Source organism: Streptomyces sp. NPDC050842 (assembly GCF_044456565.1).
GTDB lineage: Bacteria > Actinomycetota > Actinomycetes > Streptomycetales > Streptomycetaceae > Streptomyces.
The window spans coordinates 592571-616733 of the sequence record NZ_JBITGA010000005.1; the positions used below are offsets into that span (position 1 = coordinate 592571).

Consider the following 24163-nt stretch of genomic DNA (forward strand, 5'->3'; position numbering starts at 1 on the left):
CCGCTCAGCCGCTCAGCCACTCAGCAGCTCAGCCACTCAGCAGCTCCGCAGGGGAACGAACCCGTCCATCGATCGCGTTGTGAAACACGGGGTGCCTATGACGCGCACTGACGAAGACATCCACGACGAGCACGTCCGTAACGGGGAGGGTCACCGCCCTGGGACCGGTGGCCTGCTCGACAGGGACGGGCTGCCGGGCTGGCTCGGCCCCGTCGACCGGGCCGCCCGCACGGTCGCGCCCGAGCAGCTCAGCCGCTTCCTGCCGCCCGCGAGCGGCGCCGGCCGCCAGTCCGCCGTCCTCGTCCTCTTCGGCGAGGGCGAGCGCGGCCCCGAGCTGCTCCTCATGGAGCGCGCCGGCAGCCTCCGCTCGCACGCCGGCCAGCCCTCCTTCCCCGGCGGCGCCCTCGACCCCGAGGACGGCGACCCGGCGGACGGCGGGCTGCTGCGCGCGGCCCTGCGGGAGGCCCAGGAGGAGACCGGGCTCGACCCGGCGGGCGTCCAGATCTTCGGCGTGCTCCCGCAGCTCTACATCCCGGTCAGCGGCTTCGTCGTCACCCCCGTCCTCGGCTGGTGGCGCGCCCCCAGTCCGGTCGGGGTCGTCGACCCCGGCGAGACCGCCCGCGTCTTCACCGTGCCCGTGGCGGATCTCACGGATCCCGCGAACCGCGCGACGACCGTCCACCCGAGCGGCCACCAGGGCCCGGCGTTCCTGGTCGAGTCCGCCCTGGTCTGGGGTTTTACGGCCGGAGTGATCGACCGGCTACTGCACTACGCAGGCTGGGAGCGCCCCTGGGACCGGGCCAAGCAGGTCCCGCTCGACTGGCGCTCATGACAGGCTGACCCCCGGGCGACCGAAACGAATTTGCGAGGCTATCGACGGTGAACGTGCTGGACATCTTGTTGCTGCTCGCCGCCGTGTGGTTCGCCGTCATCGGATATCGCCAGGGATTCGTGGTCGGCATCCTGTCGGTGATCGGGTTCCTCGGCGGCGGTCTCGTCGCGGTTCTGCTGCTCCCGATCCTCTGGGACCAGCTGACGGACAACAGCGAGGTCTCGACCACGGCGACGGTCGTCTTCGTGATGGTGGTCATCGTCTGCGCCTCGGTCGGCCAGGCGTTCACCACCCACCTCGGCAACAAGCTGCGCCGGCACATCACCTGGTCACCGGTGCGGGCCCTGGACGCCACCGGCGGCGCGCTGGTCAACGTCGTCGCGATGCTGCTCGTGGCCTGGCTGATCGGCTCGGCCCTGGCCCGGACCTCGCTGCCCACCGTGGGCAAGGAGGTGCGGAACTCGAAGGTCCTGCTCGGCGTGGAACAGGTGATGCCGGATCAGGCGTCCAGCTGGTTCGACGACTTCAGCAGGACCCTGGCCCGCAGCGGCTTCCCCCCGGTCTTCAGTCCCTTCGCCGACGAGCCGATCACCCAGGTCACACCGCCCGACCCGGCGCTTGCCGACAGCCCGGTCGCCGCCCGCGCCCAGCGCTCCATCGTGAAGGTCGTCGGCACGGCGCAGAGCTGCGGCAAGGTCTTCGAGGGCACCGGCTTCGTCTTCTCCGACCGCCGGGTCATGACCAATGCCCATGTCGTCGGCGGAGTCGACGAGCCGACCGTCCAGATAGGCGGCGAGGGCAAGCTCTACGACGCCAAGGTCGTCCTCTACGACTGGCAGCGCGACATCGCCGTCCTGGACGTGCCGGACCTCGAGGCGGAGCCGCTGCGCTTCACCGAGGAGGACGCCCGCAGCGGCGACGGCGCGATCGTCGCCGGCTTCCCGGAGAACGGCTCGTACGACGTGCGATCGGCGCGCGTGCGGGGCCGTATCAGCGCCAAGGGTCCCGACATCTACCAGCGGGGCGAGGTGCGCAGGGACGTGTACTCGCTGTACGCGACGGTGCGCCAGGGCAACTCCGGCGGCCCGCTCCTCACCGAGGACGGTGAGGTGTACGGCGTGATCTTCGCCCGCTCCCTCGACGACGTGAACACGGGCTACGCCCTGACGGTCGACGAGATCCGCGAGGACATCGAGCGCGGCCTGACCGCCGGCCAGCAGGTCGACACCCAGGGTTGCGCCCTCTAGGTGCCCCTGGGATCCGCTGCGGATCCCCTCGGATCCCCTCGGATACCCCTAAGGGGTGTCGCGTGGATGCCGGAGCCGGGCCGAGACCCAGCGGGCCCGGCGGCGCAGGATGCGCGAGATCCCCACCCCTTGCACGGCGTGCGCGCGGCCCTGGTCCTGCGGGCCGCCCCTCTCTCGGGAGCCCGGCCCGGCGGCCGAGCGGCGGTCGCGTGCTGTGTCACTGTAGTCGTGCGTCCAGCCCATACCTCGACGTCTGCCCGTGCCCCAAGGTCGGTAACCGCCCGGGGGCCCGCCAATTGGAGTATGCGCCGGGCACATGGCCGTTCGACGGATGCCTGTGCGTCAGAAGAAGGGCCGGGCACGGGTGCAGACGAAGCGTCAGCGATCGGGCTCGGGATCCTTCAGCCAGTTGACGAGCTCCGTCGAGAAGGCCACCGGGTCCTCCTCGTGCGGGAAGTGACCGAGGCCGTCGAAGAGCCGCCAGCGGTACGGCGCCTCCACGTACTCGCCCGAGCCGGCCGCGCTGCGGGTGCGCATCACCGGGTCCAGGGAGCCGTGGAGGTGCAGCGTGGGCACGCGTACGGGCCGCTTCATGCGCCGGTTGAACTGGATGCCGTCGGGGCGGGCCAGCGACCGCACCATCCAGCGGTACGGCTCGATCGAGCAGTGCGCCGTCGACGGGACCAGCATCGCCCGCCGGTACACCTCGACGGCGTCCTCGTCGGCGGGGCGCGGCCCCGACCACTCCTGGATCAGCTCCCCGACGAGCGCCGCGTCGTCCGCGACGAGCCGGCGCTCCGGCAGCCACGGCCGCTGGAAGCCCCAGATGTGCGAGCCGGCCCGCGACTGGGAGAAGTCGGCGAGCATCGCCGAGCGCCAGCGGCGCGGGTGCGGCATCGAGGAGACGGCCAGGCGGCGCACCAGCTTGGGCCGCATCACGGCCGCCGTCCAGGCGAGGTAGCCGCCCAGGTCGTGCCCGACGAGCGCCGCGTCCGGTTCCCCGAGGGAGCGGATCACGCCGGTGATGTCGAGGGCCAGGTTGGCGGGGTCGTAACCCCGGGGCGTGCGGTCGCTGCCGCCCACCCCGCGCAGGTCCATCGCGACGGCCCGGAACCCCGCGTCGGCGAGGGCCGGCAGCTGGTGGCGCCAGGTCCACCAGAACTGCGGGAAGCCGTGCAGGAGCAGCACCAGCGGGCCGTCACCCATCTCGGCGATGTGGAAGCGGGCACCGTTGGCGGCCACGTCGCGATGGGTCCACGGCCCGTCGAGCCGGACGGGCCCGCCGTTGCCGTTGCTGCTGTCGGGAAGGGTCATACGGACGAGCGTGCCACAGCGGGGGCCTTGTCCAGCGCCGGGCGCTGCTCCGGACGGGGGTGCGGCTTCGCGTTCTGCATGATCGCTGCCGTCTGCTTGGCGGAGGCGATGGACTTCTCCGGCGGCTTGACCTTCTTGAACTTGGCGTACGCCAGGAGGCCGAGGAGCCCCGCGATCAGCACGTTCGCCGCGAAGGAGAGCAGGAAGCACCAGACGAGGTTCCAGCCCCCGTCGCCGTTGTGCCCGCCGGTCCAGGTGTTGATGGCGTACGCGAGCGCGAAGCTCAGCATCGGCAGCGAGAACAGCAGCACGACGCCGGCGGCGATGCCCGCGACGCTGCCGATCGCGCCGCGCTTGACGTCCTGCTTGACCTCGGCCTTGGCCAGGGCGATCTCGTCGTGCACCAGCGCGGACATCTCGGCGGTCGCCGAGGCGACCAGCTGGCCGAGGCTGCGCTCGGTTCCGTCGAACGGGTCGCTCATCGCTGCTCCCTCTTCTCTGCTGCGGTCAGAGGTTCTCTTCTACGGTGCGAGTCCTCTTCCACGGTCCGAATCAGATCATGCCGGACGGTCGGCCTCGTCGCGCGATGCCCCCGCCGCTCGGGCGTGCTCGCGGTGTTCGGCTGCCTTCCGCTCGTAGATCTCCGCCATGCGCAGGTGGTACGCCGGGTTGTCCTGCTCGTAGATGTCGGGGATGCCGTCGTGGTCGTCGTCGCGCTCCTCGTCGGCGATGAGCGTCTGGTACTTGCGGACCCGGAGCTTCAGCAGGACGGAGGCGAGGACGGCCGCGATGAGGGAGCCGATGAGGACGGCGGCCTTCACCTCGTCGGTGAGGGCGGCGTCGCCGGCGAAGGCGAGTTCGCCGATGAGCAGCGAGACGGTGAAGCCGATGCCGGCGAGGGAGGCGACGGCGAAGACGTCCGGCCAGGTCAGGTCGGGGTTGAGTTCGGCCTTGGTGAAGCGGGCGGCGAGCCAGGTGCCGCCGAAGATGCCGAGGGCCTTGCCGACGACGAGACCGAGGACGACGCCGAGGGTGACCGGCTGGGTGAAGACGTCGCCGATCGCCCCGCCGGAGACGCTGACGCCGGCGGAGAAGAGCGCGAACAGCGGTACGGCGAGGCCGGCGGAGAGCGGGCGTACGAGGTGCTCGATGTGCTCGCCGGGGGAGTGCTTCTCACCCTCGCGGGTGGTGCAGCGCAGCATCAGGCCCATGGCGACACCGGCGATGGTGGCGTGGACGCCGCTGTTGTACATCAGGGTCCAGATGACGAGGGCCAGCGGGACGTACACGTACCAGCCGCGGACGTTCCTGCGGAGCAGGACCCAGAAGAGGACGAGTCCGGCGACGGCGCCGCCGAGCGCGGCGAAGTTCAGGTCGCTGGTGAAGAAGACCGCGATGATCAGGATCGCGAAGAGGTCGTCGACGACGGCGAGGGTGAGCAGGAAGGCCCGGAGCGCGGACGGCAGCGAGGTGCCGATGACGGCGAGGACGGCGAGCGCGAAGGCGATGTCGGTCGCGGTGGGCACGGCCCAGCCGTCCATCGAGCCGTTGCCCAGGACGTTGACCAGGGCGTAGACGAGGGCGGGTGCGGCCATGCCGCAGATCGCGGCGATGACGGGGAGCGCGGCGGCCTTGGGGTCGCGCAGCTCGCCCGCGACGAGCTCGCGCTTGAGCTCGATGCCGGCGACGAAGAAGAAGATCGCGAGGAGGCCGTCGGCCGCCCAGTGCTGGATCGACAGGTCGAGGCCGAGGGCGGCGGGGCCTATGTGGAAGTTCTGGACGGACTTGTAGCTCTCGGCCGCGGGGGTGTTGGCCCAGATGAGGGCGGCGACGGCGGCGAGGAGGAGCAGCACGCCGCCCACGGTCTCGGTGCGCAGGGCGTCGGTGAGATACCGCCGCTCGGGCAGGGAGAGCCGGCCGAGGAACTTGCGGTCGGTCGGTGTGGGCGTGGGTGCGGACACGGGGGAAACCTCCGTCGGGCGGGCAGGGCGAAGCACATGCCGACCAGACTTCCCGGCGCACCTAGGTGTTTCTGTCGCGTTCCTGACGCGATCCTTACTTTACCTAACGAGCGCGGGTTGTGTCCGGCGGGATTCACTTTATGGATATCCGCGGCTTTCGTCCCTTCGGGGTCCGACACGCGAAAAGCCCGCCCCGAACGGATCGGGGCGGGCTTTTCGCGGCGTACGACTGCTTCGGCTCAGTCCTCGCTGGACGTCGTCGGCAGCTGGGTCTGGATGAGCGACATGACCGAGGAGTCGGTGAGCGTCGTGACGTCGCCCAGCTCCCTGTTCTCCGCCACGTCGCGCAGCAGGCGGCGCATGATCTTGCCCGAGCGGGTCTTCGGCAGCTCCGCGACCGGCAGGACCCGCTTCGGCTTGGCGATCGGGCCGAGGGTCGCGCCGACGTGGTTGCGGAGCTCGGCCACCAGGTTCTCGTCCTCGCTGGCCGTACCGCGCAGGATGACGAAGGCGACGATGGCCTGGCCGGTGGTCTCGTCGGCGGCGCCGACGACGGCCGCCTCGGCCACGGCCGGGTGCGAGACGAGGGCCGACTCGACCTCGGTGGTCGAGATGTTGTGACCGGAGACGAGCATGACGTCGTCGACCCGGCCGAGCAGCCAGATGTCGCCGTCCTCGTCCTTCTTGGCGCCGTCACCGGCGAAGTACTTGCCCTCGAAGCGGGACCAGTACGTGTCGATGTAGCGCTGGTCGTCGCCCCAGATCGTGCGGAGCATCGACGGCCACGGCTCGGTGAGGACCAGGTAGCCGCCTCCGCCGTTCGGCACCTCGTTCGCCTCGTCGTCGACGACGGTCGCGGCGATGCCGGGCAGCGCGCGCTGGGCGGAGCCCGGCTTGGTCTCGGTGACGCCCGGCAGCGGCGAGATCATCATCGCGCCGGTCTCGGTCTGCCACCAGGTGTCCACGATCGGGGTCTTGTTCGCGCCGATGTGCTCGCGGTACCAGACCCAGGCCTCGGGGTTGATCGGCTCGCCGACCGAGCCCAGCACGCGGAGGCTGGACAGGTCGAACTTCGCGGGGATGTCGTCGCCCCACTTCATGAACGTGCGGATCGCGGTCGGCGCCGTGTAGAGGATCGTGACGCCGTACTTCTGCACGATCTCCCAGAACCGGCCCTGGTGCGGGGTGTCCGGCGTGCCCTCGTACATGACCTGCGTCGCGCCGTTGGCCAGCGGGCCGTAGACGATGTACGAGTGCCCGGTGACCCAGCCGATGTCGGCGGTGCACCAGTAGACGTCGGTCTCCGGCTTCAGGTCGAAGACGGCGTGGTGCGTGTACGCGGCCTGGGTGAGGTAGCCGCCGGAGGTGTGCAGGATGCCCTTCGGCTTACCCGTGGTGCCGGAGGTGTAGAGGATGAAGAGCGGGTGCTCCGCCTCGAAGGCCTCCGGGGTGTGCTCGGCGGACTGGCGGGCGACGATGTCGTCCCACCACACGTCGCGGCCCTCGGTGAAGGCGGTGTCCTGGCCCGTGCGGCGGACCACGAGGACGTGCTCGACCTGCGGGCACTTGGCGACTGCCTCGTCGATGGCCGGCTTCAGGGCGCTCGGCTTGCCGCGGCGGTAGCCGCCGTCGGCGGTGACGACCAGCTTGGCGTCGGCGTCCTGGATGCGGGAGGCCACGGCGTCGGCCGAGAAGCCGCCGAAGACCACCGAGTGGGCGGCGCCGACGCGGGCGCAGGCCAGCATCGTGACGGCCGCCTCGGGGATCATCGGCAGGTAGACGGCGACGCGGTCGCCCTTGCGTACGCCCAGCTCGGTCAGGGCGTTGGCGGCCCGTGAGACCTCGTCCTTGAGCTCGGCGTAGGTGATGGCGCGGCTGTCGCCCGGCTCGCCCTCGAAGTGGATGGCGACGCGGTCGCCGTGACCGGCCTCGACATGGCGGTCGACGCAGTTGTACGCCACGTTCAGCTCGCCGTCCGCGAACCACTTGGCGAACGGCGGGTTCGACCAGTCGAGCGTCTCGGTCGGCTCGGTGGCCCAGGTCAGGCGCTTGGCCTGCTCGGCCCAGAAGCCCAGCCTGTCCGCCTTGGCCTGCTCGTACGCCTCCGCCGTCACATTGGCGTCCGCGGCCAGCTCGGCGGGCGGCGCGAACCGCCGCTCTTCCTTGAGCAGGTTGGCCAAGGATTCGTTGCTCACGACATCTCCCTTTCCCAGGGCGTCCTCTGTGCGTATGTGTCCCGTGTCATACCTCACCAGTCAGATGCCCGGGTGACAAGAGCATCCAGGAAATTGGTTTAGACCTGTGAGGTGGATGACGTGCGGTGGCCCCTTCTTCCCGAGCGGGTGGGAGAAGGGGCCACACAGTCTCACGGACGGCAGGAGCCGATGGTTCAGGACGCGCGGGGGCGGGATCCGGCCGAAGGATTCAGGACGCGCGGGCGGTCTCCCGGTGGACGACCTCCGTGTGGCCCGATTGCCTCCCATCGGCCGTCTCCGCGTGGTCCGTCGGCAGGACCTGGGTGAAGACGTCGTCGTAGCTGTGCACCTCGTCCGTGCCGGCGAGCAGGTACGCCTGCGCCTCGCCCACGTGGAAGTACATGCCGTGCAGCGTGAGGCTGCCGTCGGCCAGTCGGCGCGCCACCGACTCGTACGCCCTGAGGTGCTCCAGCTGCTGCACCACGTTGGTCAGGCAGAGCTGCTCGACCGCGTCGGCCGGCAGCCGTCCGGAGATACGGGCCCAGGCGTGCCGCCGGCTGTCCATCCGCTCCAGGCTCGGCCGGCCGTGGCGCAGCCAGCGCCGCAGCGGCGTCGGCGGTGTCGCCGGATCGTCCGGGCCGCTGCCCAGCAGGGCCTGCATCGCGCCGCAGCCGGAGTGGCCGCACACGGTGATCGACTCGACCCGGAGCACGTCCACCGCGTACTCGATCGCCGCGGCCACCGAGTCGTCCCCGCTCTCCTCGCCGGGGAGGGGGACGAGGTTGCCGACGTTGCGCACGGTGAAGAGGTCGCCCGGGCCGCTGGAGGTGATCATGCTCGTGACCAGGCGGGAGTCCGCGCAGGTCAGGAAGAGCTGGGAGGGGCTCTGGCCCTCGCGGGCGAGCCGGGCCAGCTCGTCCCGTACGAGCGGGGCGGTGTTCCGCTGGAACTTTCCGATGCCACTGGCCAGGTGCAGCCCCGACGTCCGTCGGCTCTCGGAGGGCTCGGTGGCCGCGTCCGGCCCGTCGGTGGTCTCGGCGAGCCCCTCGGCCGGCCGCTCCCCGCACTGGTGGTTGTGCCAGGGGGTCCAGGGGCGGGAGCAGGCGGGCGCGGCGGGGCCGGAGGTCGTATCGGGGGCCGGTTCGGCGATCCGGGCGCCGGACGGCCCGGTCGTCTCGACCGTGCCGCCGCGGGCGAGATGCCCGGATCTCCACTCGCTCAGCGTCTCGTAGGCCGCGTGGTCCATGAAGGACCCGTCCAGCTCGACCACGACATGGGAACCCTGGGGCAGTTGGTGGAGGGCCCGGCTCAGCCGGGGGACGGCGAGGAAGGTCAGCTGGCCGCGTACGTGCAGCAGTTGGTGTCCGTCCCGCTCCTCGCGGGTGATCCGCGTGTGGGCCAGCCGGTGCAGCGCGACGGCGATGGCGACGGCGATCCCGAGGGCGACGCCTTCCAGGATGCCGACGAGGACGACACCGGCCACCGTCACGGCGTAGACGACGACTTCGCGGTGCCGGGTGACCGTACGGATGTGGGTGATGCTGACCATCTGGATGCCGACCACCATGACGAGCGCGGCGAGCGCGGCCAGCGGGATCAGGTCGAGCGCGGGGACGAGCAGCAGGGCCGCCAGCACGATCCACAGGCCGTGGAGCATGGTGGAGGCGCGGCTCACCGCGCCCGCCGAGACGTTGGCGACGCTGCGGACCGCGACGCCGGCGACCGGCAGTCCGCCGAGCGCCCCGGAGACGACGTTGGCCGCGCCCTGTCCGGCGAGCTCACGGTCGAGGTGGGAGCGGGGGATGGTCCGGCCGCGGTCCGGGCGGGCGGCGACCAGTTTGTCGACCGCGACGGCGGAGAGCAGCGACTGCACGCTCGTGACCAGGGTGATCGTGAGCACCCCGGCGGCGATGCCGAGGACCGGCCCCTCGGGCAGGCCGGGCAGCGCGTGGCTGCTCCAGGAGGGCAGGTCGACGCGCGGCACGGAGAGCCCGGCGACGACGGCCACCGCCGTCGCGCCGGCCACCGCGACGAGCGCGGCCGGCACCTTCCGTACGAGCCGGCCGGCCCGCCCCGGAAGCTTCGGCCAGGACAGCAGCACGGTCACGGTGAGAGCGCTGATGACGAGCGCGGACGGGTGGATGTTCGTCAACTGGGCGGGCAGTCCGACGACGTTGTCCACGGCGGAGCTCTGGGGGGTGCCGCCGAGCACGATGTGGAGCTGGGCGAGGGCGATGGTGACGCCGATGCCGGCCAGCATGCCGTGCACGATCGCGGGCGAGACGGCGAGGGCTGAGCGGGCCACGCGGAGGACGGACAGGCCGAGTTGGGCCAGTCCGGCGAGGACGGTGATGGCACAGGTGGTGCGCCAGCCGTACCGCTGGATCAGCTCGGCGGTCACCACGGTGAGGCCGGCGGCGGGCCCGCTCACCTGGAGGGGGGAGCCGCCGAACCGGCCGGCGACGATGCCGCCGACGGCGGCGGCGACCAGGCCGGACTGGAGCGGTGCTCCGGTGGCGAGCGCGATGCCGAGCGAGAGCGGCAGGGCGATCAGGAAGACGGCGACCGAGGCGGACAGGTCCGCGCCGGCGATGCGGAAGCGGCGCGGGCCGTCCGGCGGGCTGTGGGGCCGCTGGACGTGGGGCCGGGTGGTTTTGCGGCGGGTGGTCTTGGGGTCGGTCTTGCGGGCAGGGGTGTAGAGGGTCATGTTCCCGTCTCCTCCGGGGCAGCGCGGTCGCGGCTCGTGCGGGACGAACGTGGGGGTCGCGGCCGTGGGTCACGGCGTGCAGCGGCGGGATTCCGGCGCGACCCACGGGATGGGAAGGATCAACGCTCGGTAAATGGATCGTAATGGAGAGTAAAGTCTCCGGCATTATTTTCGGGGCAAACAGGGCAATGATTCACCGGTTCCGGTGATAGACGAGCGGAATGCCGCTTGTCGTTTCATCTCCCCGGCGCGTGTGGTGCGACGTTGACGCCGCTCGTACGGGACGCCGCTCGTACGGAACGTGTGCTCTGAGGAGAGGTGGGCGGATGCCAGCCGCCGGGAGAAGGACCGCAATCCACAAGGCAGTCCACAGGAAGGCGCTCGCCGCCGGTGCCCTCGCCGTCGCCCTGATCACCGGCCTCGCCGGCTGCTCGGGCTCCGACGGCGCCGCCACGAAGGGCGTGCAAGGGGGCGCGGGTGCCAAGAAGAGCCCGGCCGCGGCTCCGCCGAACGCGGTCCGCCTGATCGGTGACGGCTCCACGGCCTTCACCGGCGCCCAGCCCCACCAGCCCGTCTGGCAGAAGCTCAAGCCGGGGGAGACGCCGCCGCAGTTCGTGGTCTTCTCGTGGGACGGCGCGGGCGAGGACAGCCAGAAGCTGTTCTCGCACTTCCGCTCGGTCGGCAGGAAGTACGACGCGACCATGACGTACTTCCTGAGCGGCGTGTACCTGCTGCCCGAGGAGAAGCGGAAGCTCTACGACCCGCCGCGGCACAGCGCGGGACGCTCCGACATCGGCTTCAACGACGTCGAGGGGATCCGTGCCACCGTCCGCGAACTGCGTGCGGCGTGGCAGGAGGGCAATGAGATCGGCACCCACTTCAACGGGCACTTCTGCGGGACGGACACCAGCGTCGGCAAGTGGTCGCCCGAGGAGTGGAAGAGCGAGATCAACCAGGCCAAGTCCTTCGTCAAGAACTGGAAGACGAACGCCGGCCTGCGCTCGGAGCAGCCGCTGCCCTTCGACTACGACAAGGAGCTCGTCGGCGCCCGCACCCCCTGCCTGGAGGGACGGAAGAACTTCCTCCAGGCGGCGAGCGAGATGGGGTTCCGTTACGACACGAGCGGCGTCAACGACCAGATCTGGCCCAAGAAGGACCTGGGCCTGTGGGACCTGTCGATGCAGCTGGTGCCGGTCCCCGGCCGCGCCTTCCAGACGCTCTCCATGGACTACAACTTCCTGGTCAACCAGTCCCCGGGCACGACCCAGGGCGACCCGTCCCGGCACGGGTACTGGGGCGACCAGATGCGGGACGGCCTGGTGCAGGCCTTCGAGCGCTCCTACAAGGGCAACCGCGCGCCGCTGATCATCGGCAACCACTTCGAGTCCTGGAACGGCGGCACGTACATGCGCGCCATCGAGGAGACCATCGCGACGGTCTGCGTGCAGAAGGACGTCAAGTGCGTCTCCTTCCGTCAGCTCGCCGACTGGCTCGACGCCCAGGACCCCGACGTCGTCGCCAAGATGCGCACCCTGAAGGTCGGCGAGGCCCCGGCGGGCGGCTGGCAGACCTTCCTGGCCGCCCAGCCGCCCGCCCCGGCGCGCGCCCCGGCGACCGGCGTCAAGCAGGCTGAACGGCACTGAGCCCTTCGCACAAGACGAACCCGGGGTCGACCTGCGCCGCCAGGTCGGCCCCCGGCCCCTTTGTCTTTGCGCCCCTCGCGCCGCTCGGCGCCGGGGGCGCCTCGCGGGCTTCGGGTCGCTGCGCCGGACTCCGTCCGGCGGGGTGCGGGTTTGGGCTGCCGGCGGGCGAGCGGTTCCGGCGCGGTCAGCCGATCTGCGATACGGCCAGGGGCTCGCCGAGGACGAACTCGGGGTCGACCTGCGCCGCCAGGTCGGCCCCCGTTTTGGCGTTGCCCCAGCTTTCCGCGTTGCGCAGGTGGAAGTGGACCATCTGGCGCGTGTAGCGGTCCCAGTCGCGGTGGACGTACGAGTCGTCGGCCGCGTCCTGGAGGGCCTGGAGCGACATGCGGTTCTCCGCCTCCAAGAGCTCGAAGCGGGGCGGGCGGCCCTTCTCCATCGCGCGGACCCAGTCCGAGTGGCCCACCGTCACCAGCAGGTCGTCGCCGACCTCCGCGCGTAGGAAGTCAAGGTCGTCCTGGCCCTGCACCTTGTTCCCGACGACCTTGAGCGCGACGCCGAAGTCCCGCGCGTACTCCTTGTACTGGCGGTAGACCGACACGCCCTTGCGGGTCGGCTCGGCCACCAGGAAGGTCATGTCGAAGCGGGTGAAGAGGCCCGACGCGAAGGAGTCCGAGCCCGCCGTCATGTCGACGACCACGTACTCGTCGGCCCCGTCCACCAGATGGTTGAGGCAGAGCTCCACCGCGCCGACCTTCGAGTGGTAGCAGGACACCCCGAGGTCCGACTCCGTGAAGGGCCCGGTCGCCATCAGCCGGATGTCGCCGTCGTCGAGCCCGACCGTGCGCGCGCAGGCCTCGTAGACCGGGTTGTCCTCGCGGACGCGCAGCAGCCGCGAACCCTCCCCGGGCGGCGTCGTCTTGATCATCGTGTCGGCGGAGACGATCCGCGGGTTCGAGCCCCGCAGGTACTCCTTGATGAGCGGCAGGTGCGCGCCCATCGCGGGCATCGCGGCGGCCTCGGACTCGGGCAGGCCGAGCGCGGCGCCCAGGTGCTGGTTGATGTCGGCGTCGACGGCGACGACCGGGGACTCGGTGGCGGCGAGGTGGCGGATGAAGAGCGAGGACAGCGTGGTCTTTCCGCTGCCGCCCTTCCCCACGAAAGCGATCTTCATGTTCACCTAGCGTAGTGGCATGAATGCGTGGTGTGGTCAAGGTGCGTGAAGAAGACCACTCCATCGTGGGGCGGGCCGCCGGGGCGCGTAGCCTCCCTACTTATGAGTACGCACGCCTCTGACCCCTTGGCCGCCCTCGGTTCCCTGCCGGGCGTCGCCGACGCGGTGGACTCCGTACGCAAGGCCGTCGACCGGGTCTACGGCCACCGCGTGATGCGGCGCCGCAGCAACGAGATCTCCTCCGAGGCGGCGCTGCGCGGGGCGCGCGGCTCGGCCGCGCTCTCCGGTGCCGACTGGGCCCTGGAAGAGGTCCGCCGCCGCACCGACTTCAGCGCCGACGCCGAGGCCCGCACCGTCGGGGCCGCCCTGCGCCTGGGCGCGGAGGCCGGGCAGCTCCTGTCCATCTGGCGCCAGTCGCCGATGCGGGTACTCGCCCGGCTCCACCTGGTCGCCGCGGGCGACGCGGGGATCTCGGGCGACACGGGCTTCGCGGCCGGTTCGGGCGGTTCGGGCGGCTCGGCCGGTTCGGTCGGCTCGGGCGGTTCGGGCGGTTCCGGCGGTTCCGACGGGTCGGCCGACTCGGTCGGGCGGCCCCGGCTGGACGGCGAGACCGTAGACGAGCCGCTGATCGAGGCCCCGCTGCCGATGCCCTCCGAGGTGGCCGGCCGCCTCGACGGGCTCGCGGAGCTGATCGTCGCCGGCGGCGAGGCACCGGCGCTCGTGACGGCCGCGGTCGTGCACGGCGAACTTCTCGCGCTGCGCCCCTTCACCTCGTACAACGGCCTGGTCGCGCGGGCGGCGGAGCGGATCGTGCTGGTGGGCAGTGGCCTCGACCCCAAGGCGATCTGCCCGGCGGAAGTCGGCCACGCAGAGCAGGGGCGGGCGGCGTACCTCGCCGCGTTCGAGGGGTATCTGTCGGGCACCCCGGAGGGTGTGGGTGCCTGGATCGCGCACTGCGGACGCTCGGTCGAGCTGGGGGTCCGGGAGTCGACGGCCGTCTGCGAGGCGCTTCAGCGCGGCGCGGCCTGAGCGGGTCCGCTTCCGGCGCCGGCGACGCCGACGCCGGTCACGATCCGAACCCGGCACCGGCTCCGGTTGCGATCCAGAGCCGGGCCGGAAACGGGTTGCGGCGGCACCAGGTCTGGTACCGCCGCTGGCACGTCTACCCAGTTACCATGCGTCCTCGATAAGTGCCCATCAGGCCGGGAACTTTGCCCTTGGCCTGGTGCGGCTGGCCCGTAATCGACGGGTCGACGTCGCGTGGGTGCTCGGCTTCTGTGCTAGGTCCGTGGGGCCTTCATGCTCAACAGGTGATCCTCTCGGATGTCCTCGGTCTCGCGGGCCTGATTCCTTTCTACTCCTGTCGACCGGGAAGCGAAAGTGCTGGCTCCGCTTCTTTGCTCATTGCTCAAATTCGGGCAAAGTCACCCGGCGAGGCGATGGGGGAGCGCGGCCTGGCGGCGCCGTGAGGCGTACCAGACGAGTCCGGCCGTCACCGCCGCCGCGCCCACGGCCGCGGCGGCGACGAGTGCGGGTCGGGGCGGCATCCGGAATTCCGGCAGTCGCTGCTTGAGGCGTACCGGCTTGTCGAAGGAGAGCACCGGCCATTCGCGGGAGACGGCCTCACGGCGCAGTGTCCGGTCGGGGTTGACGGCGAACGGGTGGCCGACGGCCTCCAGCATGGGGATGTCGGTCGCCGAATCGCTGTAGGCGTAGCAGCGGGAAAGGTCGTAGCCCTCCGACTCCGCGAGTTCCCGGACGGCCTCGGCCTTCGTCGGCCCGTAGGCGTAGTACTCCACCTCGCCGGTGAAGCAGCCGTCGTCGCCGACCACCATCCGGGTGGCGACGACGCGGTCGGCTCCGAGCATCTCGCCGATCGGCTCGACGACCTCGGCGCCGGACGTGGAGACGATCACGACGTCGCGGCCGGCGGCGTGGTGTTCCTCGATGAGGGAGGCGGCCTCGTCGTAGATGATCGGGTCGATCAGGTCGTGCAGGGTCTCGGCGACGAGCTCCTTGACCTGGGCGACGTTCCAGCCTTTGCAGAGCGCGGAGAGATATTCACGCATCCGCTCCATCTGGTCGTGATCGGCTCCCCCCACCAGGAACACGAACTGGATGTAGGCCGTCCGCAGGGCGGCGCGGCGGCTGATCAGTCCGCCCCGGTAGAAGGACTTGCTGAAGGTCAGCGTCGAGGACTTCGCAATGACCGTCTTGTCCAGGTCAAAGAAGGCGGCTGTGCGCGGCAAGGAGTGGTTTTCCACAAGCCCGAGCATAGGTGCCCGCCATTCGGCGTACGCTGGGGCGCGTGGGTTTGCCTGAGAAGGCTCTCGGGTACACCATGGAAGTCACGGATCGTTCGCGACCGTGCTAACCCGGTCCGGCTCCTCCCCCCCCCGAGTCGGCCGGAAAGACGACCCCCGCTCTCCCCCCCGGCGGGGGTCGTCGCATGTCCGGAGCCGTTTTGGCCCTCCGTGTCATCGTCAGCCCCTCTCTCCCCGCGCCTAGGCCGCGATCCGGCTGGTCTGCCGTCGAGCACTCGATTCATCACTCAGAGTAACCGGCGGGTTGCGTTCCGGGGAGTCCCCGGAGGGGTGGCGCGGATATTCACAGGGCCGCGGTTATCCACAGTTTTTCGGTGAGATCTCCGAGATTTCCGTTGCGGCCCCACGGTGATTCCTGACGCGAAGTTCGCGGATGGCAGGAATCACGAGAGGGGTGCGCGCGGTGGAGGGAACAAGGACTTCCGGGGCCAGGAGCGCGGCGAGGACCGCGGGGACGACTGCGGCGAGGGCTGCGGGGAGGGCCGGGGAGAGGGCTTCCGCGAGCGCCGCGGGCCCGGGTGGGGCAGCCGACGAGCCGCGCCGCGCGGGACCGCTGATCGTCACCGAGGACCTCGCGCTCCTCGACGACCTCCTCCGGCTGTGCGCGGCGGCCGGAGTCGAGCCCGAGGTGCACCACCGGGTGCCGGAGCGGCGGGCGGGTTGGGCCGACCCGCCGCTCGTCCTGGTCGGTGACGACGCGGCGGTCCGCTGCCGGGGGGCGGCGCGTCGTCCGGGAGTCGTCCTCGTCGGCCGCGCCCAGGACGATCCCGGGGTCTGGCGGCTGGCCGTCGAGGTCGGCGCGGAGTGCGTGCTGCGGCTGCCGGAGGCCGAGAGCGTCCTCGTCGACCGCATCGCCGACGCGACCGAGGGCGTGGGGCGGCAGGCGCTGACCGTCGGGGTCGTCGGTGGCCGGGGCGGCGCGGGTGCCTCCACCCTGGCCTGCGGCCTCGCGCTGGCCGCCGCGCGGACCGGGCGGCGCACCCTGCTCGTCGACGGCGACCCGCTGGGCGGAGGGCTCGACGTCCTGCTCGGCGGCGAGCGCGAGGACGGCAGACGCTGGCCCGACTTCGCCGCCTCGAAGGGACGGCTGGCCGGCGGCGCCCTGGAGGAGTCGCTGCCCGCCGTGCGTGGTGTGCGGGTGCTCAGCTGGGGCAGGGAGCCCGTGGCACCGGTGCCGCCCGAGGCCGTGCGGTCCGTGCTCGCCGCCGCGCGCCGTCGCGGCGGGGTCGTCGTGGTCGACCTGCCGCGCGGGACCGACGAGGCGGCCGCCGAGGCCCTGGCCCAGCTCGACCTCGGACTGCTCGTCGTCCCGGGAGAGCTGAGGGCCGTCGCGGCGGCCCACCGGGTGGCCTCGGTCCTCGGCATGGTCGTCCGCGACCTCCGGGCCGTGGTCCGCGGGCCGTACGCGGCGGGGCTCGACGAGCGCTGGGTCGCCGACGCGCTGCGGCTGCCGCTCGCCGGCGAACTGCCCTACGACCCGGGGATCGTCGCCGACCAGGACGCCGGCGTACCGCCGGGCGCGGAGCCCCGCGGGGCGCTCGGCCGGTTCTGCGCCGCCTTCTGGGAGCGCGCTCTCGTCCCCGGCGGTGCGGCATGACCGGGACCGTCGTCGCGGGCGGGCTCGGGGGCGGCGGTGTGGGGCTGCTCGACGCCGTGCGGCAGCGGCTCGCGGCGAGCGGCGCCGAACCCACTCCGGCGCGGGTGGCGGCGGCGCTGCGGGCCCAGGGGCGGCTCCTCGGCGACGCGGAGGTGCTCGGCGCGGCAGAGGAGCTCAGGTCCGAGCTGATCGGGACCGGGCCGCTGGAGCCGCTGCTCGCCGATCCGGCGGTCACCGACGTCCTGGTCTCGGCGCCCGACCGGGTGTGGGTGGACCGGGGTACGGGTCTGGAGCGGGCCCCGGTGTCCTTCCCCGACGCCACCGCCGTCCGCAGGCTCGCGCAGCGGCTCGCGGCCGTGGCCGGACGCCGGCTCGACGACGCCCGGCCCTGGGTGGACGCGCGGCTGCCCGACGGCACCCGCATGCACGCGGTGCTGCCCCCGGTGGCGGTCGGCTCGACCTGCCTGTCGCTGCGGGTCGTGCGTCCGCGTGCCTACTCCCTGGACGAGCTGGCCGACGCGGGCACCGTGCCGCCGGGCGGGGCCCGCGTCCTGCGGGCGCTGATCGACGCCCGTGTGTCGTACCTCGTCAGTGGCGGCACGGGGACGGGGAAGACCACGCTGCTCGCCTCCTTGCTGGGGCTCGTGGGGGAGCGGGAGCGGATCGTGCTCGCCGAGGACTCGGCGGAGCTGCGACCCGATCACCCGCACGTGGTGCGGCTCGAAGCGCGGCCCGCGAACCAGGAGGGCGCCGGTCTCGTGACCCTGCGGGACCTGGTCCGCCAGGCGCTGCGGATGCGGCCCGACCGGCTGGTGGTCGGCGAGGTCAGAGGCGGTGAGGCGGTGGACCTGCTGGCTGCCCTCAATACCGGCCACGAAGGCGGCTGTTGCACTGTTCATGCCAATACGGCGGCGGACGTACCGGCCCGACTTGAGGCGCTCGGGACCGCGGCCGGGCTCGACAGGGCCGCCCTGCACAGCCAGTTGGGCGCCGGTCTGTCCGTCGTGCTCCACCTCGTACGGGACCGGGACGGGCGGCGGCGGATCGCCGAGATCCACGTCCTGGAGCGGGATCGGGACGGGCTCGTACGGACGGTTCCCGCACTGACGTGGGGTGCGGCCGGGTTCGAGCGGGAGCGGGGCTGGGAGCGGCTGCGGTCGCTGATCGGAGGCGGGACGTGGTGATCGCGGAGCTGGTGTCGGTGCGGGCCGTGGCGGAGGGGGCGGCGCTGTTCTGCGCGGGGCTCGGCCTGTGGTGGCTGGTCGAGTGGCGGCGCGGGACGGCCCGGGCCCGGGCGGTGCTCGCGGGTGTCGTGCCGGACGGGGCGGGAGAGCGGGACGAGCGCCGTGCGTGGCGGGCGATGGCCGTGCGGTGGTGGGCCGTGGCACGCGGGCGGCGGGCATGGCTGTGTCTTCCGGTGGCGGGGGCGGTCGCGCTGCTGGGCGGGTCGCCGCTGCCGCTGGGGGCCGGGGCGGTCGCGGTGCCGCTGGTGGCCCGGAGGCTGCGGGCGGCCGAGCGGAGGAAGGAGCGGGAGGCGCGCGCCGAGCGGGTGGTGACCCTGTGCGGGGCCGTATCGGGGGAGCTGAGAGCCGGTTGGCAGCCCGCGCAGGCGCTGTCGTTCGCGGCCCGGCAGACGGGCGCGCTGGGCGACGAGGAGGCGGTGGTGCTCGCGGCGGCCCGGTTCGGCGGGGACGTGCCGGAGGCGCTGCGGCGGGCGGCCCGGCAGGACGGCGCCGACGGGCTCGCCGGCCTGGCGGCCTGCTGGCAGGTGGCCGTGGACGGTGGTGCGGGCCTGGCGGCCGGGCTCGACCGTCTTGAGGCGGCCCTGCGGGACCACCACGAGCAGCGGGAGCGGCTGCGGGCCGAACTGGCCGGGGCCTGGGCGACGGTGACGGTCCTCGCGGTGCTGCCGGCGGCCGGACTCGCCCTCGGCGCGGCGCTGGGCGCCGATCCGCTGCGGGTGCTCCTGCACACGCCGGCGGGTCTGGGGTGCCTGGTGGTGGGCGGCGCGCTGGAGGCGGCCGGCCTGTGGTGGGCCGCGCGGATCGTCCGGGGAGGGGAGCCGGCATGAGGGGGGTCGGTCAGGTCGTGGCGCTGCTGATCTTGGCGATGGTGCTGTGTGAGCAGGCCGTCCGTGCGGTGGTGCGTGAGCGGCGGGCGCGGCGGATGCGGCGGCGGGTGGGGAACCTGCTGGCGACGCCCGTGCCACGGCCCGGGCAGCAGGTGGCCCGGAGGCTCGGGGGCGGGTGGTCGACCGGGGTGACGCGGTGGGCGGTGCCCATGGCCGTGGCGCTTGTCGGCTGGGTGCTGCTCGGTGCGTTCGGCGGGCTGTGCGCGGGGGTCCTGGCGGCCTGCGGGGCGCGGTGGCGGCGGGCCAGGAAGCCGCCGTCCGCGCCGTCCGACGGCGGCGAGGTGGCGGCACGTCACCTTCCGCTCGCCGCGGATCTGTTGGCGTCCTGCGCCTCCGCGGGGGCCGGGCCGGGAGAGGCGGCGGAGGCCGTGGGGCGCTCGCTCGGCGGTCCGCTGGGCGAGCGGCTGATCCGCACGGCGGCCGAACTGCGGCTCGGGGGTGAACCGGCCGAGGTGTGGCGGAGGTTCGGCGCGATACCGGGCGCCGAAGGGCTGGCCCGCTGCATGGAGCGGGCCGGTTCCTCGGGCGCGCCCGCGGCGGAGGCCGTCGCCCGGCACGCGGCCGGCCTGCGGGCCGCCCGGGCCCGGACGGCCGCGGCGAGGGCACGCCGGGCGCAGGTGCTGATCAGCGCGCCCGTGGGGCTCTGCTTCCTGCCCGCGTTCCTGGCGGTGGGGGTGGCGCCCGTGGTGATCGGACTGGCGACGGGACTGATGGATCGATGAACGCAACGGCAAGGCGAGACAAGGAGATCGATATGGCGGGAATGGCGGTCATGGCGGGCAGGGCGATGGCGGGCAAGGCGGCGTCTGTGCGGGGGTGGTGGAGGGCTCGGCGACGGGCCTCCCGGACCGACGCGGGGATGACGACGTCCGAGTACGCGGTGGGCACGATCGCCGCGGCCGCCTTCGCCGCGGTGCTCTACAAGATCGTGACGAGCGGGACCGTCTCGGGAGCGCTCGAGTCGATGATCGGCAAGGCCCTCGATGCGCCGTTCTGACCGGGGGTTCGTGACCGTGGAGGCGGCGATGGTCCTGCCCGTCCTCGCGCTGTTCACGGTGACCCTGCTCTGGGCGCTGGCCGCGGCCGCCGCGCAGATCCGGTGCGTGGACGCGGCGCGGGCGGGGGCCAGGGCCGCGGCCCGCTCCGAACCGGTCGCGGCCGCCGAGGGGGCCGCCCGGGCCGCCGCGCCCGAGGGCGCCCGGGTGTCGGTGACGCGGTCGGGGGAGCTGTGGCGGGTGACGGTGGAGGTGGCGGCCCCGGGCCCTCGGGGCATGGGACTGACCTTGCGGGCGGGCGCGGCGGCCCTCGCGGAGGACACGGTGGGCGAGGGCCTGGCATCCGGGAGCCCGCCGTGACGGCGGGTCGTGATCGGGGGGCGGCGACCGTGTGGGCGGCGTTCGCGGCCTGTGCCTTGTGTGTGGTGTTCGGGGCGGTGCTCGCGCTCGGGCAGGCGGTGGCGGCCCGGCACCGGGCCGGCGGCGCCGCCGATCTGGCCGCCCTCGCGGCGGCCGACCGGGCCCTGTGGGGCGAGGCCGAGGCATGTGCCGCCGCGTCCCGGGTGGCCGCCGCGCAGGGCGCCGAGCTGCTGCGGTGCGCCGTGCGTGGCGAGATCGCCGAGGTGACCGCCACGGTGGTGCGCGGGCCGTACCGGCCGGGCGTCAGCTCCCGGGCGGGGCCTCCCGCAGCAGTTCCGTGAGGAGGCGGACCGCGCCGCGCTTGTGCAGCGGGTCGTTGCCGTTGCCGCACTTCGGGGACTGGACGCAGGAGGGGCAGCCCGCCTCGCACTCGCAGGAGGCGATGGCCTCGCGGGTGGCGGTCAGCCAGGCCCTTGCCGTGTGGAAGGCGCGCTCGGCGAAGCCCGCGCCACCCGGATGGCCGTCGTACACGAAGACGGTCGGCAGCAGCGTGTCGGGATGGAGGGGTACGGAGACGCCGCCGATGTCCCAGCGGTCGCAGGTGGCGAAGAGCGGCAGCATGCCGATGGAGGCGTGTTCGGCGGCGTGCAGGGCGCCCCCGAGGATCTCCGGGTCGATCCGGGCGGCGTCGAGCTGGTCCTCGGTGACCGTCCACCACACGGCCCGGGTGCGCAGGGTGCGGGGCGGCAGGTCGAGCTTGGTCTCGCCGAGTACCTCGCCGGTGATCAGACGGCGGCGCAGGAAGGAGACGACCTGGTTGGTGACCTCGACGGAGCCGAAGCAGAGGCGGCCGGCCCCCCAGGGGATCTCGGTGTCGGTTTCGAGGACGGAGACGGAGGTGGTGTCGCGAGCGGTGGTGGAGTACGGGGGGACGGCCTCCTCCACGAGTGCCACGGAGTCCTTCAGGTCGAGCTCCCGCACCAGATAGGTGCGGCCCTGATGGAGGTGGACGGCGCCCTCGTGGACGGCGGTGTGGGAGGCGGCCTCGTCGACCGTGCCGAGCAGGCGGCCGGTGCCGGCCTCGACGATCCGGACGGGGCTGCCGCCGCCGCCCCGGATGTCGGTGAGGTCGGCCGCCCGCTCGCGGCGGGTCCAGTACCAGCCGGTGGAGCGGCGGCGCAGGAGTCCGGCGCCCTCCAGCTGGGGCATCAGGCCGGGGGCGGCCGGGCCGAAGAGCGTCAGGTCCGTGTCGGTCAGCGGGAGCTCCGCGGCGGCGGCGCACAGATGGGGGGCGAGGACGTAGGGGTTGTCGGGGTCGAGGACGGTCGACTCGACCGGCTGTTCGAAGATCGCCTCCGGGTGGTGGACCAGGAAGGTGTCCAGCGGGTCGTCCCGGGCGACGAGGATCGCGAGGGCGCCCTCGCCCGAGCGGCCGGCGCGGCCCGCCTGCTGCCACAGGGAGGCCCGGGTGCCCGGGTAGCCGGCGATCACGACGGCGTCCAGGCCGGAGACGTCCACGCCCAGCTCCAGGGCGGTCGTGGCGGCCAGGCCGAGGAGCTCGCCCGAGTGCAGGGCCCGTTCCAGGGCGCGGCGCTCCTCGGGCAGGTAGCCGCCCCGGTAGGCGGCGACCCGGCGGGCCAGGGCGCGGTCGGTCTCGGCGAGCCGTTCCTGGGCGATCACCGCGATCAGTTCGGCGCCGCGCCGGGAGCGGACGAAGGCGACCGAGCGCACGCCCTGGCGGGTCAGGTCGGTCAGCAGGTCGGCGGTCTCGGCGGTGGCGGTGCGGCGCACGGGCGCGCCGCGCTCGCCGTGGAGCTCGGTGAGAGGCGGCTCCCACAGGGCGAACACCAGTTCGCCGCGCGGGGAGGCGTCGTCGGAGATCTCGGTGACCGGCAGTCCGGTGAGGCGGCCGGCGGCCAGGGCCGGTTCGGCGGAGGTGGCCGAGGCGAGGAGGAAGACGGGATCGGAGCCGTACCGGGCGCAGATCCGGCGCAGGCGGCGCAGCACCTGGGCGACGTGCGAGCCGAAGACGCCCCGGTAGGTGTGGCACTCGTCGATCACGACGTAGCGCAGGGCGCGCAGGAAGGAGGACCACCTGGGGTGGGAGGGGAGTATGCCCCGGTGCAGCATGTCGGGGTTGGTCAGCACGTAGTTCGCGTACTGGCGGACCCACTCGCGCTCCTCGACGGGCGTGTCGCCGTCGTAGACGGCGGGGCGGATCCGGGTGCCGAGCGGGCCGGCCAGTTCCCGTACGGCGCGGCGCTGGTCGGCGGCGAGGGCCTTGGTGGGCGAGAGGTAGAGGGCGGTGGCCCCGCGTCCGTTCGGGGCCTCCGCGCCGTCCAGGAGGGTCGTCAGGACCGGGGCGAGGTAGGCGAGCGACTTGCCCGAGGCGGTTCCTGTGGCGATCACCACGGAATCGCCGTTCAGAGCGGCCTCGGCGGCCTCCGCCTGATGCGCCCAGGGGTGCTCGATCCCGGCCGCCTGGATCGCGCTGATCACCTCGGGACGGATGAGGTGCGGCCAGACGGCATGACGACCCTCCCGAGCGGGCATGTGCTCCGTATGAGTGATGCGCGCGGCCCGACTCTCGCCTGCGGAGAGCCGGTCGAGGACCATGCCGGGGGAGGGGCGACTGCCCGTGTCCCCGGCTGGACGGCGGGGGCGTTGATTCGTGGCCATCGGCACCGAGTGTGTCACTGCCAGGACGGACAATGCTTCCAAGGCGTCGTGCATGGCTGCCGGTAAGTGATTGAATGCCATTGCGGCTGGCGATCAGTTCCCTGGCTCCGCCTGGGAGGCCCGAGGGGGCGATCGCCCGATAGCAAGGTGCTGGAGGATCCGTGGACCTGTCCCTGTCGACTCGCAATGTGTCCGGCGCTGGTGGCGACCGTACGGTCGTCGAGGTCGGTGGCGAGATTGATGTGTATACCGCGCCCAAGCTGCGCGAGCAGTTGGTCGAGTTGGTGAACGACGGCAGCTACCACCTGGTTGTCGATATGGAGGGCGTGGACTTCCTCGACTCCACCGGCCTGGGTGTGCTCGTCGGCGGGCTCAAGCGCGTCCGTGCGCACGAGGGCTCGCTGCGTCTGGTCTGCAACCAGGAGCGCATTCTGAAGATCTTCCGGATCACGGGGCTCACCAAGGTGTTCCCGATCCACACGTCGGTCGACGAGGCCGTCAACGCGGTCGACTGACCCAGGGGGATCGCATGGCCACCGTTGAACTCCGATTCAGCGCTCAGCCCGAGCACGTCCGTACGGCTCGCCTGGTGGCGGCCGCGGTCGCCCGCAGGGCCGGAGTGGACGAGGCGGTCCTCGACGAGGTGCGTCTCGCCGTCGGTGAGGCCTGTTCCCGTGCGGTCGGGCTGCATCGCAGCAACGGCGTCACGACCCCCATCAGGGTCGTGCTGACCGAAGAGGAGAAGACGTTCTCCATCGAGGTCGGCGACGAGGTGCCGGGCGCGGGCGTGGCGGCGGCGGATGCCGCCGGTGTGCCCGGTGCGCGGTCCTCGGCCCCGGCCGATGACTTCGACGACGCCGACGGCGAGGACGAGATGGGTCTCGCGGTGATCCGCGGGCTCGTCGACGACGTCGAGGTGAGCGCCGGCGAGGACGGCGGCACCATCCGCATGAGCTGGCCGACCAGCACGGCGGACATCCTGTCCTGACACCGCCCGACCGGTACAC

22 protein-coding genes are annotated in these 24163 nt (G+C 72.7%); 13 read left to right on the plus strand and 9 right to left on the minus strand.

Features of this window, described 5'->3' with window-relative positions; translation table 11 throughout:
• The first annotated feature begins 97 nt into the window (after positions 1-97).
• Both ACIBG6_RS19830 and ACIBG6_RS19835 read left to right on the plus strand, forming a co-directional pair.
• Positions 98-832, plus strand: coding sequence for an NUDIX hydrolase (locus tag ACIBG6_RS19830; protein WP_399223869.1), 735 nt, complete (start codon positions 98-100; stop codon positions 830-832).
• A 47-nt stretch (positions 833-879) separates the two neighbouring features.
• The gene (locus ACIBG6_RS19835) at positions 880-2079 is read left to right on the plus strand and encodes a MarP family serine protease (RefSeq protein WP_399223870.1); all 1200 of its coding nucleotides are present in this window, start codon (positions 880-882) and stop codon (positions 2077-2079) included.
• A 48-nt stretch (positions 2080-2127) separates the two neighbouring features.
• Here the strand turns inward: ACIBG6_RS19835 and ACIBG6_RS19840 are convergent, their stop codons facing one another.
• The 6 genes from ACIBG6_RS19840 to ACIBG6_RS19865 form a co-directional block, all read right to left on the minus strand.
• Positions 2128-2322 carry a hypothetical protein gene (locus ACIBG6_RS19840; protein ID WP_399223871.1) on the minus strand — a complete coding sequence of 65 codons (195 nt, stop codon included), beginning with the start codon at positions 2320-2322 and terminating at the stop codon, positions 2128-2130.
• 135 nt (positions 2323-2457) lie between these two features.
• Complete coding sequence (locus ACIBG6_RS19845) at positions 2458-3393, minus strand: alpha/beta fold hydrolase (RefSeq protein WP_399223872.1); 936 nt, start codon at positions 3391-3393, stop codon at positions 2458-2460.
• Complete coding sequence (locus tag ACIBG6_RS19850; protein ID WP_399223873.1) at positions 3390-3875, minus strand: phage holin family protein; 486 nt, start codon at positions 3873-3875, stop codon at positions 3390-3392. Before ACIBG6_RS19850 ends, ACIBG6_RS19845 begins: the two co-directional genes overlap by 4 nt.
• Positions 3876-3950: 75 nt before the next feature.
• Entirely contained in the window at positions 3951-5354 is a 1404-nt protein-coding gene (nhaA, locus tag ACIBG6_RS19855; RefSeq protein WP_399223874.1) for a Na+/H+ antiporter NhaA, read from the minus strand.
• 239 nt (positions 5355-5593) lie between these two features.
• Positions 5594-7549 (minus strand): acetate--CoA ligase, encoded by a 1956-nt coding sequence (gene acs, locus ACIBG6_RS19860; protein WP_399223875.1) that lies wholly within the window; start codon positions 7547-7549, stop codon positions 5594-5596.
• A 229-nt stretch (positions 7550-7778) separates the two neighbouring features.
• On the minus strand, positions 7779-10256 hold the full coding sequence (locus ACIBG6_RS19865; protein WP_399223876.1) for a SulP family inorganic anion transporter: 2478 nt from the start codon (positions 10254-10256) through the stop codon (positions 7779-7781).
• Between the two features lie 326 nt (positions 10257-10582).
• On the opposite strand from ACIBG6_RS19865, the gene ACIBG6_RS19870 reads away from it, so the two are divergent.
• A complete protein-coding gene (locus ACIBG6_RS19870) occupies positions 10583-11899 on the plus strand; it encodes a hypothetical protein (RefSeq protein ID WP_399223877.1) in 1317 nt (438 codons plus the stop codon).
• A gap of 184 nt (positions 11900-12083) precedes the next feature.
• On the opposite strand, the gene ACIBG6_RS19875 is transcribed toward ACIBG6_RS19870, so the two are convergent.
• Positions 12084-13070, minus strand: a complete 987-nt coding sequence (locus tag ACIBG6_RS19875; protein WP_399223878.1) for an ATP-binding protein — start codon at positions 13068-13070, stop codon at positions 12084-12086.
• A 102-nt stretch (positions 13071-13172) separates the two neighbouring features.
• On the opposite strand from ACIBG6_RS19875, the gene ACIBG6_RS19880 reads away from it, so the two are divergent.
• Complete coding sequence (locus tag ACIBG6_RS19880; RefSeq protein WP_399223879.1) at positions 13173-14099, plus strand: oxidoreductase; 927 nt, start codon at positions 13173-13175, stop codon at positions 14097-14099.
• A 395-nt stretch (positions 14100-14494) separates the two neighbouring features.
• On the opposite strand, the gene ACIBG6_RS19885 is transcribed toward ACIBG6_RS19880, so the two are convergent.
• Positions 14495-15346 (minus strand): HAD family hydrolase, encoded by an 852-nt coding sequence (locus ACIBG6_RS19885; protein WP_399223880.1) that lies wholly within the window; start codon positions 15344-15346, stop codon positions 14495-14497.
• 421 nt (positions 15347-15767) lie between these two features.
• On the opposite strand from ACIBG6_RS19885, the gene ssd reads away from it, so the two are divergent.
• From ssd to ACIBG6_RS19920, 7 genes are all read left to right on the plus strand, one after another.
• On the plus strand, positions 15768-16991 hold the full coding sequence (gene ssd / locus ACIBG6_RS19890; protein ID WP_399223881.1) for a septum site-determining protein Ssd: 1224 nt from the start codon (positions 15768-15770) through the stop codon (positions 16989-16991).
• The gene (locus tag ACIBG6_RS19895) at positions 16988-18175 is read left to right on the plus strand and encodes a TadA family conjugal transfer-associated ATPase (RefSeq protein ID WP_399223882.1); all 1188 of its coding nucleotides are present in this window, start codon (positions 16988-16990) and stop codon (positions 18173-18175) included. The genes ssd and ACIBG6_RS19895 overlap by 4 nt, the downstream gene beginning before the upstream one ends.
• On the plus strand, positions 18169-19062 hold the full coding sequence (locus ACIBG6_RS19900; RefSeq protein ID WP_399223883.1) for a type II secretion system F family protein: 894 nt from the start codon (positions 18169-18171) through the stop codon (positions 19060-19062). Before ACIBG6_RS19895 ends, ACIBG6_RS19900 begins: the two co-directional genes overlap by 7 nt.
• Complete coding sequence (locus tag ACIBG6_RS19905) at positions 19059-19844, plus strand: type II secretion system F family protein (RefSeq protein ID WP_399223884.1); 786 nt, start codon at positions 19059-19061, stop codon at positions 19842-19844. Before ACIBG6_RS19900 ends, ACIBG6_RS19905 begins: the two co-directional genes overlap by 4 nt.
• Before the next feature lie 65 nt (positions 19845-19909).
• On the plus strand, positions 19910-20119 hold the full coding sequence (locus ACIBG6_RS19910; protein ID WP_399224029.1) for a DUF4244 domain-containing protein: 210 nt from the start codon (positions 19910-19912) through the stop codon (positions 20117-20119).
• On the plus strand, positions 20106-20477 hold the full coding sequence (locus tag ACIBG6_RS19915; RefSeq protein WP_399223885.1) for a TadE family type IV pilus minor pilin: 372 nt from the start codon (positions 20106-20108) through the stop codon (positions 20475-20477). Before ACIBG6_RS19910 ends, ACIBG6_RS19915 begins: the two co-directional genes overlap by 14 nt.
• Positions 20478-20506: 29 nt before the next feature.
• The gene (locus ACIBG6_RS19920; protein WP_399224030.1) at positions 20507-20818 is read left to right on the plus strand and encodes an Rv3654c family TadE-like protein; all 312 of its coding nucleotides are present in this window, start codon (positions 20507-20509) and stop codon (positions 20816-20818) included.
• On the opposite strand, the gene ACIBG6_RS19925 is transcribed toward ACIBG6_RS19920, so the two are convergent.
• Positions 20781-23237, minus strand: coding sequence for a DEAD/DEAH box helicase (locus ACIBG6_RS19925; protein ID WP_399223886.1), 2457 nt, complete (start codon positions 23235-23237; stop codon positions 20781-20783). The two genes, ACIBG6_RS19920 and ACIBG6_RS19925, sit on opposite strands and share 38 nt — an antisense overlap.
• Positions 23238-23317: 80 nt before the next feature.
• Here ACIBG6_RS19925 and ACIBG6_RS19930 point away from each other — a divergent pair, with 80 nt between their 5' ends.
• Both ACIBG6_RS19930 and ACIBG6_RS19935 read left to right on the plus strand, forming a co-directional pair.
• The gene (locus ACIBG6_RS19930; RefSeq protein ID WP_015034520.1) at positions 23318-23671 is read left to right on the plus strand and encodes an STAS domain-containing protein; all 354 of its coding nucleotides are present in this window, start codon (positions 23318-23320) and stop codon (positions 23669-23671) included.
• 14 nt (positions 23672-23685) lie between these two features.
• Entirely contained in the window at positions 23686-24144 is a 459-nt protein-coding gene (locus ACIBG6_RS19935) for an ATP-binding protein (RefSeq protein WP_399223887.1), read from the plus strand.
• Positions 24145-24163: the final 19 nt, after the last annotated feature.